The sequence below is a fragment of the Iamia sp. genome (assembly GCF_035575815.1).
Taxonomy (GTDB): Bacteria; Actinomycetota; Acidimicrobiia; order Acidimicrobiales; family Iamiaceae; genus Iamia.
The window spans coordinates 1-11,069 of the sequence record NZ_DATLXO010000100.1; the positions used below are offsets into that span (position 1 = coordinate 1).

Consider the following 11,069-nt stretch of genomic DNA (forward strand, 5'->3'; position numbering starts at 1 on the left):
GCTCGTAGGTGACGCCCTCGAGCTCGCCGGTGCCCCGCTTGATCGCCCGCTCGATGGTGTCGAGCGGCACCGAGCTGTCGCGCGCCTTTTGGTACATGGTGCGCAGCGTGGGGTTCATGTCGGGGTCTCCCCCGCCCTGGCGGGCGGCCACCTCGACCTGGCGGATCAGCTTGGCGAACAGCTTTCCCCGCTTGGCGTCCGCCGCGCCCTTCTTGTGCTTGATCGTGGCCCACTTGGAATGGCCGGACATCAGTTCTCCTCGAAGGTGGACAGGAAGAGGCGGTGGAGGCGCAGATCGTCGGTGAGCTCCGGGTGGAACGATGCCACGATCGCCGCGCCCTGGCGGGCCAGGACGGGGCGACCGTCGACCCGGGCGAGGATCTCGACGTCGGGGCCGGCGGCCTCGACCACCGGGGCCCGGATGAACACGGCGTGGAACGGGCCGCCGTCGATCGGTGCACCCTGCCACGTCAGGTCGAGGTCGGCCTCGAAGGAGTCGCGCTGGCGCCCGAAGGCGTTGCGGCGCACCGCCATGTCGATGACGCCGAGGCTGCGCTGGTCGGCCCGCCCGTCGAGCACGTCGGTGGCGAGCAGGATCATGCCCGCACAGGTGCCGAGGACGGGCAGGCCGTCCGCCAACCGTTCGGCGAGGGGGCCGCGCAGTCCGCTCGTGTCGAGCAGCTTCGACATGGTGGTCGACTCGCCCCCGGGCAGCACCAGGCCGTCGATCCCGGCCAGATCGCCCGCACCGCGCACCTCGACGGGCACGGCGCCCAGGGCCACGAGGGCGTTGGCGTGGTGCGACACCGCACCCTGGAGGGCGAGGATGCCGACCTTCGCCCCGGGTGCGCCGGGAGCGACGGGACTGGGCTCAGCGGGCCCCGCCATGTCCCGGGGGCTCCGGCTCGGGGCGGTGGGCCACGGGGCTCACCAGCCCCGGTCGGCGAAGGTGGTCTCGAGGGTGGCGACCTCGAGGCCCGCCATCGCCGTGCCCAGGCCTCGGGACACCTTGGCCAGGATCTCCGGCGAGCGGAAGTGGGTGGTGGCCTCGACGACGGCCTTGGCCATCCGGGCCGGGTCCGACGACTTGAAGATGCCCGAGCCCACGAAGGTGGCCTCGGCGCCCAGCTGCATGGTGAGCGCCGCGTCGGCCGGGGTGGCGATGCCGCCGGCACAGAAGAGGGGCACGGGCAGGCGACCGGTGGATGCGATCTCCTGGACGAGGGGCAGTGGGGCGCCCAGGCGCTTGGCCCACTCGAACTGCTCGGCCGGGTCGGCCTGGGTGAGCTTGCGGATGTCGCCCAGGATGGCGCGCAGGTGGCGCACGGCCTCGACGATGTTGCCGGTGCCGGCCTCGCCCTTGGAGCGGATCATGCATGCGCCCTCGGAGATGCGGCGCAGCGCCTCGCCCAGGTTGGTGGCGCCGCACACGAACGGGACGGTGAAGGCCCACTTGTCGATGTGGTGGGTCTCATCGGCGGGGGTGAGGACCTCGGACTCGTCGACGAAGTCGACGCCGAGCGCTTCGAGGACCTGGGCCTCGACGAAGTGGCCGATGCGGGCCTTGGCCATGACCGGGATGGTGGTGACGGCCTCGATGCCCTCGATCATCTCGGGGTCGCTCATGCGGGCGACCCCGCCGTCGCGGCGGATGTCCGACGGCACCCGCTCGAGGGCCATGACCGCCACCGCGCCAGCGTCCTCGGCGATGCGGGCCTGCTCCGGGTCGACCACGTCCATGATGACGCCGCCGCGCAACATCTCGGCCAGGCCCCGCTTCACCCGGAAGGTGCCCGTCTCGGACGGGGTGGAGGGTGAGGTCGCGCTCTCGGGCATGGCCCCACTCTACGACCGCCCGCGCCGACCCGGAAGCCGGAATCACCGGGCCCGGGCGGCCAGCACGGTCTCGCGGGTCGGGACCCGCAGGAGGATCCAACCGACCCCCACCGCGCCGGCCAGGCCGACGACGAGCCTCGGCGTCCATGTCTCGAACCCCAGGGTGGCGCTCAGGGTGCAGGCCACGACGATCATGGTGATGGCGAGCACCTTGGCCCGCCGGGGCATGCCGAGGCCCTCGCGGTGGTCGCGCACCATGGGGCCCACGCCGGGCAGGCCGAGCACCCAGCGCTCGAAGCGGGGGCTCGACTTCGAGAACGCCCACGCGGCGATGATGAAGAACACCGTGGTGGGCAGGCCGGGCACGACGACGCCGACGCCGCCCAGGGCCACGGCGGCGAACCCGACCACCAGCCAGGCGGCGCGGACGGTGCGGTGGCGCGAGACCTCGCCGAGGTCGACCGGGGCGGCCATGGCCTAGTTCAGCAGCCCGGCCAGGTCGCGAGCGATCAGCACCACCAACAGGGCGATGACAGTGGTGCTGATGGCGGTGTAGGCCCAGCGCCACGGGTGGTCGGCCCGCCAGAAGCGGCGGATGCTCTTCATGTTGAAGACGATGGCGAGCACGCCGAGCGGCACCCCGATGGCGGGGCCGACCCCGGAGGCCAGGCCCATCGGCACGAGCAGGAAGGGAATCACCAGGTAGGTGAGCAGGCACCGGGTGGCCGAGACCAGCATCGAGCGGCTGAACGCGCTGCGCAGCTCGACCTCGCGCATCGCCGGCGCGGCGTCGGAGATCCGCAGGAGGCGGCGGACTGCCTCGTCCGCATTCGACCGGCGCGGGGCATCGACGAGTGCCGTCTCGGGAACCGCGGTCGGGGGCAGTGTCGTCACCGCCTCATGCTCGCAGCCGCTCGGCGGTGCTTCCAATCCGGCTGGGGGGCCGCCGTTGGTTCGGTCCGGACCGGACCGATCACCCCACCACGCCGGCGCTGCCGGGCCTCACCAGCTCGATCCAGGTCCGCCCGGCGGAGAGAGAGATGGGCTGGCCGGCACCGTCGCGCAGGGCGATGGGGGCGCCCTCGGTCGGTCGGTCCCATCGGCCGCGCACCAGCTTGCCGTCGGTGAACACCCACGCCTCGCCGCCGCCGACGGTGACGCCCTCGGGCGAGCGCGGGTCGGCCGGGCTGGCGACGTAGTCGGTGAACATGACGACGACGTTGCGCGGACCGATCGCGTATCCCGCCCCGTCGAGGTGCACACTCCCGCGCTGCTGGCGCAGCCACCGCCCCTCCTCGGGCAGCCAGCTCCACGACACCGGCGCCGACGCGACCCCGTTGAAGGCCAGGTTCACACCGGTGACGGGCTCGCCGACCGGCGACCCCTCGCCCCGGGGGCGGAACCCGCCGAGGGCGGGAGGCGCGCTGGCCCCCTCGCCCCGGGCCCAGATCTCCCACGGCCGCACGTAGAGGTTGTGCGGCGCCCGGCGACCCGTCACCCGCGCGTAGGCCGGGGCCCACTCCCCTCCGCGATCGGCGATGGAGGGTGCCGCCCGGACGGCGGCGAGCACCCCGGGGTTGCCACCGGAGTAGGCGAACAGGGGCCTGCCGAACGCGGGCAGCAGGTGGACGTCGGTGGTGCGGGCCGAGCGCACCGGACCCATCTCCGGAGAGTCGGTCGAGTGGAGCACGGCGACGAAGCGAGTGATCCCGCCCTCGACGACCTCCTCGACGACCACGTCGGCGAAGGCCAGGCCGGTCTGGGGGCGGGCCGTCTCGCCGTCGATGTCGAGGTTGTCGATCTTGACCGCCAGCGCGGGGCGGCCGAGCAGCCCGGGGTCGGGCACCGGCAGGCCGGTGAGCGGGGCTCGCGACCCGTTGTCGGGGGTGTCTTCGGGCAGGAACCGCAGGGACCCCGCCGGCGGCGCGGGCGGCAGCGTCGGCGCCGGTGTCCCTGGGGCCGCCACGTCCCCCGTCCCGGTGGTCGGACCCGGGCTGGGGGGGGTGGCCGTCGTGGTGGTCGGACCTGTCCTGGTGGTCGGACCTGTCCTGGTGGTCCTACCTGTCCTGGTGGTCGGACCCGTCGTGGTGGTCGGACCTGTCGTGGTGGTCGGAGCTGTGTCCGTCGTGGTGGGTGCGACCGTCGTCGTGGTGGAGGTCGAGGCCTTTCCGGCGGACTCACCGGTGCTCCGTCCCTCGTCGGTGGTGCTGGTGCCCGGGTTGGCCGCGGTGACCTCGGACCCGTCGCGGGTGGCGACCACCGTGACCACCACGAGCAGGCCGACGATGGCCAGGCCGACCCCGACCCGCCGGACCATGGTGGCCCGCAACCACGCCCAGGCTCGGGCCGGCAGGACAATCATCGATGCCCCCGGGACACGACAACGGCGTCGTCGGCCACCGGGCACCGATGAGCGCCGCCGGCGCCGCAGGCTCCGCCGCCGGAGAGCCCGTACCTCCTGATTCGCTCGCTGCGCTCGCTCATCGGTGCACCCTAACGGCCTCGGCGAACTGGGGCACGAGATGGCCGTGGGGGCAGCCGATCCGTGCCCCAGAACCGGGCGAGGCCGTGCTGTCGGGTTCGCTCGCGGAGCTCGCTGATGGGTCTCATAGTTCTTGCAGCGCGGCGATGCGCTCGTCGAGGGGCGGGTGGGTGTCGAACATCCGGTTCAGCTTGGAGAGGCGCCCCTCGCTCTCGATGCGGGCGATGGGCGACTCGATCCAGAGGTGGGCCGTGGCCCGTGACGAGGCGTGCACCACGGTGGTGTCGTCGCGCAGCTTGGTGAGGGCGGAGACGAGCGCCGGCGGGTACCTCGTCATCTGAATGGCCGAGACGTCGGCCAGCGTCTCGCGCCGGCGACTGACCGCGAACTGGAGCAGGCGGGCGATGAGCGGGGCGGCGGCGAGCAGGGCGAAGCCGGCCAGGGCGAGAACGACCGCCGGCCCGCCGGTCGAGTCGCGGTCCTGACGCCCGCGACGTCCGCCGTTCCACCACATGAAGCGGATGCCGATGTCGGAGAGGATGGCCACCGCGCCGACGCAGGTGACGGCCAGGGTGGCGACGAGGACGTCGTCGTTCTTGATGTGGCTGAGCTCGTGGGCCACCACGGCCTCGAGCTCGACCCGGCTCATCATCAGAAGCAGGCCGGTGGTCACGGCGATCGACGCGTGCTCGGGCGAGCGGCCGGTGGCGAAGGCGTTGGGCGCGTCGTCGCCGATGACGTAGATGCCGGGCTTGGGCAGGCCGCTGGCGATGCAGAGGCCCTCGACGAGGTTGTGCAGCCGGGCGTAGGTGTCGGGGTCTGCGGGCTGGGCCCGGCTCACCGAGAGGGCGACGCGCTCGGAGCCCCACCACGCCGCGGCCGACGTGCCCGCCGCGACGAGCAGGGCGATCACGACGCCGATCGGGCCCAGGTCGATCAGGTAGGTGACGACCCAGGTCACGGCGGCGACGAGGAGGAACGAGAGTGCCAGCAACGCGTACGAGCGACGCTTGTTGCGTGCGACCTGGTCGTACACAGGACTAGAAGCTGACCGTGACCGGGCCGCGGGCGTCGCCCTCGGCCTGGAAGTACTGGCGCTCACCCATGCCGGCGGCGCGGGCCATGAACACCGCGGGGAAGCTCTCGATCTTGGTGTTGTACTGGTTCACCGAGTCGTTGTAGTACTGCCGTGCGTAGGCGACGCGGTCCTCGCTGGTGGTCAGCTCCTCCTGCAGGGCGAGGAAGTTCTGGTTGGCCTTGAGGTCGGGGTACGCCTCGGAGAGGGCGAACACGTTGGCCAGGGCCCCGGAGACCGCCTTCTCGGCGTTGGCCTGCTCCGAGGGGGTCGACGCGGCCACGGCGGAGTTGCGGGCGGCGACCACCTTCTCGAGCGTCTCGCTCTCATGCGTCGCGTAGCCCTTGACCGTCTCGACCAGGTTGGGGATGAGGTCGTGGCGGCGGTTGAGCTGGACCTCGATCTGGGCCCACGCCGCCTCGACGCGGTTCTTGAGCTTGACCAGGCCGTTGTAGCTCGCGATCAGCCAGACGGCGAGCACGACGATCACCAGGACGATGACCACGATGATGATGGTTCCCACGGATCCTCCTGATCAGCGTCCGCCCGAAACGGGCTGCGCGCCGGGGTGGCCCTCGGATCCTAGACGGCGCTCGCCGCCGGTCACCGTCTCCCGGCCCGGGCCGTCACTCCGCGAGGCGCTCGAAGAGCTGCAGGTAGCACGAGGCCAGGCGGTCCATGGAGAACTGCTCGGCTCGAGACCGGCCCGAGGCCACCAGCTGTGCGGCCCGGTCGGTGTCGACGATCACCGACAGCAGGCTCCGGGCCAACGCCGTTGCGTCGCCGGGGGCGGTGAGCACTGCATCGATCCCGGGCCGGGCCACCTTGCGGTAGCCGGGCAGGTCGCTGGCCACGATCGGGGTGCCCGCGGCCATGGCCTCGAGCAGCACGACGCCGAAGGACTCGCCCTTCAGCGACGGGGCGCAGTACACCGTCGCGCCGGCCATGCGCGCTGCCTTCTCGGCATCGGAGATGCGTCCCAACCACTCCACCCTCGGGTCACCGGAGGTCCGACGGGCCAGCTTCTCGGTGTCGGGGCCCTCGCCGGCGACCCACAGTCGCACGTCGCGGGGCAGGTCGGTCATGGCCGCGAGCAGCACCTCGAGACCCTTGCGCTCCTCGTGGCGGCCCAGGAACAGGATCGTCGGACGCCCATCGACCGGCGACGGCTCGGCCTCGGCGAAGTAGGCGATCTCGATGCCGTTGAAGACCCGCTCGTAGCCGCCGCGCAGGTACGTGCGGGCCAGGTCCTCGGCGTCGGAGGACACCGCGACCCGCAGGTCGAGGCGCCCGGCCAGCCAGCGCACGACGGGCCCCAGCGACCGGTAGGCGCCCGAGACACCGGCGGCGTGGAACGTGCCCACGAGCGGAGCGGGCTTCACGACGCAGGTCGTGACGCCGACCCCCGGGGCCAGCGGCTCGTGGAGGTTGATGACGTCGAAGTCCTCGTCGTTGGCGGCGCGGATCAGCCGCAACTGGGCGGAGAGGTCCGGGGCGAGGGGGGCCATCGAGCCGTTGGCCGCGGTCGGCATGCTGTTGCCGAGAGGCGTGACCCAGGCGTCGGGCGGGGGCCCGTCGCAGGGCGCCAACACGCGCGTGGGGTGCCCGTGGGCACGCAGGGCGCGCGCCAGGCCGAGCACCTGGGCCTGCACCCCCCCGGGGACGGTCAGGCTGTAGGGGCAGACGAGGCCGATCCGCACGGCGCGGAGCCTACGGGGCGCTGTCGGGTGCGCTCCGCCTCCGCGCGGTGCAGCCCCGTCCGGTGCCCGCCTCCCAGCCCGCACCCCTTCATGCCCTTCCCCGAACCGGTCGCGATCGACGTCGCTCCCGCGACGGATCCCGCGACCACTTCAGGCCCTCCCCCGAACCGGTCGCGATCGACGTCGCTCCCGCAACGGATCCCGCGACCACTTCGGGAGGCCGGTACTGTCCGGCCCGTGACGGTGCGGGCGGGACCCGTCGGCACCGTGGCGGCCGGCAGCGGTCCGAGGCCGAGGGACGGGTCGTCCCTACGCTCAGACTCGATGCCCGCCGCCGAGCCCGCCGCCGCCGTCCTCGCCCGGGCTCTCGGTCCGCTGCTGGCCGTCGCCCTCGACGACCCGGAGGTCGTCGTCACGGACCTGCGCCGCCTGTCGGGTGGGGCGTCGCGCGAAACTTGGTCGTTCGGCGCAGACGGTCCGGTCGTCGGGCGCCGGGAGCTGATCCTCCAGCGCACCCGGCCGGGGCCCTCGTCGCTGGCCGGGCCTTCGATGGTGGCCGAGGACGCCCTGCTGGCGGCGGCGGCCCGGGCCGGGGTGCCGGTGCCGCAGGTCATCGTCGGGGCGGAGGCGACCGCGCCGACGCTGGGGCCGGCGCGCGTCACCGCGCGAGTGGCGGGCGAGGCCCTGGGACGGCGCCTGGTGCGCGCCGAGCGCACCCCCGAGGGCCGCCGCCACCTGGCTTCCCAGTGGGGTCGGGCCCTGGCGGCCGTCCACTCGATCGACCCGGCCGCGGTGCCGGGCCTCGAGCACCGCGACCCCCTGGCGCGGGTCCGCGAGGGCCTCGACCTGGTGGGCGAGGCCCGGCCGGCCTTCGAGCTGGCCCTGCGCGAGCTGGCGGCGACCCGGCCCGCACCGGGGCCTGAGCGCGTGGTCCACGGGGACTTCCGCGTCGGGAACCTGCTCGTCGACGGCGACGAGCTGACCAGCGTGCTCGACTGGGAGCTGGCCCACCGGGGCGATCCGCTCGAGGACCTCGGCTGGCTGTGCGTGCGGGCGTGGCGCTTCGGCGGCGAGCACGAGGTCGGCGGTGTCGCCACCCTCGACGACCTGCTGGCAGCGTACGTCGCGGCGCGCGGTGAGGCGGTCGAGCCCGACGACGTGCGCTGGTGGATCGCAGTCGGGACCCTGACGTGGGGGCTGATCTGTGCGGTCCAGGCCCGCCGCCACCTCGACGGCCACGTGCGCTCGGTCGAGCTGGCTGCCATCGGACGGCGCGCCAGCGAGAACGAGTACGACTTGCTCCGCCTGATGTTCGAGCCCGAGCCCGATGCCCGACGCGCCCCGGGTTCCGCCGTGGTCTCCGATGCGGACGACCCCCACCCCCGCAACGGCACCCCGCACCTCCCGGACGACCCCCAGCCCCGCCCGGGCCACCCGGGTGACCCCCGTGCCCGGCCCCACCCGGACGAGCCACCGGCTCCCGACGCTTCGGACGCTCCTGAGGACGACGTCGCCCTCGACCTGCACGGCCGCCCCACGGCGGCCGAGCTCCTCGACGCGGTCCGCCGGCACCTGGACGACGAGGTGACCCCGACGCTGCAGGGGTCGGCCGCCTTCGCCACCCGGGTCGCGGGCAACGCCCTGGGCGTCGTCGAGCGCGAGCTGCGACTCGGCCCCCAGCAGCACCGGGCCCACGCCCGACGCCTGGCGACGGTTGGCTTCGGGAGCGAAGCCGCCCTGGCGGCGGCCATCCGCGCCGGCGAGCTAGACGGCCGGCCCGAGGTGGTCGAGGTCGTGCGCGCCGGCGTGGTCGACCGCCTCCGGGTGGCGAACCCGGGCTGGCTGCTGGCCCCCGACGACCCGCCCCCCGCCGACGTTCAGCCCGCGAACGACCAGGAGTCGCCGTCGCTGTAGGAGGCGAGCAACCGCCGGGCCACCGACTGCACGTGCACCTCGTCGGGACCGTCGTAGATGCGGGCGAAGCGGGCGGTGCGGTACATGTGGCTGAGGGGGGTGTCGTCGGTGAGCCCGGCGGCGCCGTGGGCCTGCACGGCCCGGTCGATCACGTCGTGGAGCATCCGGGCCCCGACGACCTTGACCGCCCCGATCTCGACCCGGGCGTCGCCGCCGCGGTCGACGGCCTCCGCCGCGTGCAGCGTCAGCAGCCGGCAGGCCTGGATCTGCGCGTAGCTGTCGAAGACGTGCTGCTGCATCAGCTGCTTGTCGGCCAGCGGTCCCCCGAACGCCTCCCGGTGCACCAGGCGATCACAGAGCAGGTCGAAGGCCCGCTGGGCCTGGCCCAGCCAGCGCATGGCGTGGAAGATCCGGCCCGGCCCCAGTCGTTCCTGGGCGATGGCGAAGCCCCGACCCCGCTCCCCCAGCAGGTGATCGGCGGGCACCCGCACCTCGTCGTAGGCGACCTCGCAGTGGCCGCCGCGGATGCCGAGCACCGGTGTCTCGCGCACGATCGTGTAGCCCGGCGTGTCGGTCGGGACGATGATCATGCTGAAGGCCCGGTGATCGGGCGCCTCGGGCTCGGTGCGCACCATCACCGTCGTGTAGGCGGCCCGGCTCGCACCGGTGGTGAACCACTTCCGCCCGTTGATGACCCACTCACCGCCGTCGAGGACCGCCGTGGTGCGCAGCTGGGTCGGGTCCGACGAGGCCACCTCCGGCTCGGTCATGGCGAAGCTGGGTGAGATCTCCGCCGCCACCAGCGGTCGCAGCCACCGCTCCCGCTGGCCGGGGTTGGCGTGGGCGTGGAGCATCAGCGAGTCCTGCAGGGTGTAGGTGCCGAGGGCGATCTGGCCGTACTCGCTGCGCCCCTGCACCTCGTTGACGTACACGTAGTCGAGGAAGTCCATGCCCCCGCCCCCGAGCTCGGTCGGGTGCCCGAGGGCCCAGAGACCCTCGGCCTTGGCCCGGGCCTGGAGCTCGCCCATGAGCGTTGCCGCCGCGGACCCGCCCTCGTGGAGCACGCCCTCGGCCGGCTCGACGTGGTCGACCATGAAGGCCCGCACCGCGTCGCGGATCGGTCGGACGTGGTCAGGGACCTGAAAGCCGCTGCGCTCGCTCATCGACCCTTCTCCTCGGGGCGTCCGAGCAGGGGGACGACCCGGAACGAGCGTAGGTCGGTCAGCCCACGCGGCGGACCGTGGGGTGGTCAGCTCGTCGGGGCCGCAGGGGCCAGGCCGGCGGCGGCCAGGGCGGCGTGGTCCGACGGCCAGTTGGGCTGCAGCAGGTGCCACTGGTCGGGGGCTCGACGGATCAGCACCTCGAGCGCATGGGCGAGGTCCTGGGTGACCCGGGCGACATCGGCGCGCAACGCACCGCGGCGCTCGGTGTCGAGGGGCGGGAGGGCGACGCCCAGGTGGCCCCCGTCGATGTCGAAGGTGACCGCCGCGGGGATGAGCGGGGCACCCGTTCGCAGGGCGAGGGTGGCCGGGCCGCCGGGCAGGGTCGTGGGCTCACCGAAGAAGTCGACGGCGATGCCGGTGCCGGCCAGGTCGCGGTCACACAGCAGGGCGAGCACGTGGCCGGCCTTCAGGGCCTTGGCACACGCGGCGGCGGCCGAGGGGCCGAAGGGCACCACCTCGATGCCGAACTGGCGCCGCAGTCCCACGAACCATGCGGCCAGCTCCGGCGGCTCGATCTGCTCGACCACTGCGGTGACGGGGTACCCCTTGACCTTGGCGAGCCAGAACGCCGCCCACTCCCACGCCCCGAGGTGCGGCAGGGCGAGGATGCACCCACGCCCGGCGTCCATGGCCGCCTCGATGTGGGCCATGCCGATGGCGGTCATCCGCGCGTCGATGTCGGCCACCGACGTGCCGGGCAGGCGGAACGACTCGATCCAGTAGTGGGCGTAGGAGGCGAAGGTGGCGTCCACCAGGGCCGCGAGCCGCGGACCGTCGAGGTCGGGGCCGTGGACCCGCCGGAGGTTGCGCTCGACGACGAGCCGGCGCGACGCCAGGCG

General features: G+C 73.6%; 11 protein-coding genes and 1 pseudogene. 1 reads left to right on the forward strand and 11 read right to left on the reverse strand.

Features of this window, described 5'->3' with window-relative positions; translation table 11 throughout:
• From VNL12_RS10580 to VNL12_RS10620, 9 genes and pseudogenes are all read right to left on the reverse strand, one after another.
• Window positions 1-250: pseudogene (locus VNL12_RS10580) on the reverse strand (YebC/PmpR family DNA-binding transcriptional regulator); the annotation flags it as partial.
• Window positions 250-888: a pyridoxal 5'-phosphate synthase glutaminase subunit PdxT gene (gene pdxT / locus VNL12_RS10585; RefSeq protein ID WP_325594312.1), complete on the reverse strand. Its 639-nt coding sequence runs from the start codon at window positions 886-888 to the stop codon at window positions 250-252. The pseudogene VNL12_RS10580 and the gene pdxT, both read right to left, overlap by 1 nt.
• Window positions 889-927: 39 nt before the next feature.
• Window positions 928-1,836 carry a pyridoxal 5'-phosphate synthase lyase subunit PdxS gene (gene pdxS / locus VNL12_RS10590; protein WP_325594314.1) on the reverse strand — a complete coding sequence of 303 codons (909 nt, stop codon included), beginning with the start codon at window positions 1,834-1,836 and terminating at the stop codon, window positions 928-930.
• 42 nt (window positions 1,837-1,878) lie between these two features.
• Window positions 1,879-2,310, reverse strand: coding sequence for a YbaN family protein (locus tag VNL12_RS10595; RefSeq protein ID WP_325594316.1), 432 nt, complete (start codon window positions 2,308-2,310; stop codon window positions 1,879-1,881).
• Window positions 2,311-2,313: 3 nt separating this feature from the next.
• On the reverse strand, window positions 2,314-2,730 hold the full coding sequence (locus tag VNL12_RS10600) for a hypothetical protein (protein ID WP_325594318.1): 417 nt from the start codon (window positions 2,728-2,730) through the stop codon (window positions 2,314-2,316).
• Window positions 2,731-2,809: 79 nt separating this feature from the next.
• Window positions 2,810-4,198, reverse strand: coding sequence for a DUF3048 domain-containing protein (locus tag VNL12_RS10605; protein WP_325594320.1), 1,389 nt, complete (start codon window positions 4,196-4,198; stop codon window positions 2,810-2,812).
• Between the two features lie 244 nt (window positions 4,199-4,442).
• Window positions 4,443-5,354 carry a M48 family metalloprotease gene (locus VNL12_RS10610; RefSeq protein ID WP_325594322.1) on the reverse strand — a complete coding sequence of 304 codons (912 nt, stop codon included), beginning with the start codon at window positions 5,352-5,354 and terminating at the stop codon, window positions 4,443-4,445.
• 4 nt (window positions 5,355-5,358) lie between these two features.
• Entirely contained in the window at window positions 5,359-5,916 is a 558-nt protein-coding gene (locus VNL12_RS10615; RefSeq protein WP_325594324.1) for a LemA family protein, read from the reverse strand.
• A gap of 103 nt (window positions 5,917-6,019) precedes the next feature.
• Window positions 6,020-7,093, reverse strand: coding sequence for a glycosyltransferase family 4 protein (locus VNL12_RS10620; protein WP_325594326.1), 1,074 nt, complete (start codon window positions 7,091-7,093; stop codon window positions 6,020-6,022).
• A 324-nt stretch (window positions 7,094-7,417) separates the two neighbouring features.
• Between VNL12_RS10620 and VNL12_RS10625 the strand changes: the two genes are divergently transcribed.
• A complete protein-coding gene (locus VNL12_RS10625; protein ID WP_325594328.1) occupies window positions 7,418-9,007 on the forward strand; it encodes a phosphotransferase in 1,590 nt (529 codons plus the stop codon).
• Here the strand turns inward: VNL12_RS10625 and VNL12_RS10630 are convergent.
• Together VNL12_RS10630 and VNL12_RS10635 are read right to left on the reverse strand one after the other, a co-directional pair.
• Window positions 8,971-10,170, reverse strand: coding sequence for an acyl-CoA dehydrogenase family protein (locus tag VNL12_RS10630; RefSeq protein ID WP_325594330.1), 1,200 nt, complete (start codon window positions 10,168-10,170; stop codon window positions 8,971-8,973). The genes VNL12_RS10625 and VNL12_RS10630 overlap by 37 nt on opposite strands.
• 86 nt (window positions 10,171-10,256) lie before the next feature.
• Window positions 10,257-11,069 (reverse strand): phosphatidylinositol mannoside acyltransferase (locus VNL12_RS10635; RefSeq protein ID WP_325594332.1); only part of this gene is annotated, 813 nt, incomplete at its 5' end.

Bases quoted from the DNA above. Each gene is read 5' to 3' on its own strand.
- pdxT (WP_325594312.1), bottom strand. From the start codon at position 888: ATGGCGGGGCCCGCTGAGCCCAGTCCCGTCGCTCCCGGCGCACCCGGG.
- pdxS (WP_325594314.1), bottom strand. From the start codon at position 1,836: ATGCCCGAGAGCGCGACCTCACCCTCCACCCCGTCCGAGACGGGCACC.
- VNL12_RS10595 (WP_325594316.1), bottom strand. From the start codon at position 2,310: ATGGCCGCCCCGGTCGACCTCGGCGAGGTCTCGCGCCACCGCACCGTC.
- VNL12_RS10605 (WP_325594320.1), bottom strand. From the start codon at position 4,198: ATGATTGTCCTGCCGGCCCGAGCCTGGGCGTGGTTGCGGGCCACCATG.
- VNL12_RS10625 (WP_325594328.1), top strand. From the start codon at position 7,418: ATGCCCGCCGCCGAGCCCGCCGCCGCCGTCCTCGCCCGGGCTCTCGGT.
- VNL12_RS10630 (WP_325594330.1), bottom strand. From the start codon at position 10,170: ATGAGCGAGCGCAGCGGCTTTCAGGTCCCTGACCACGTCCGACCGATC.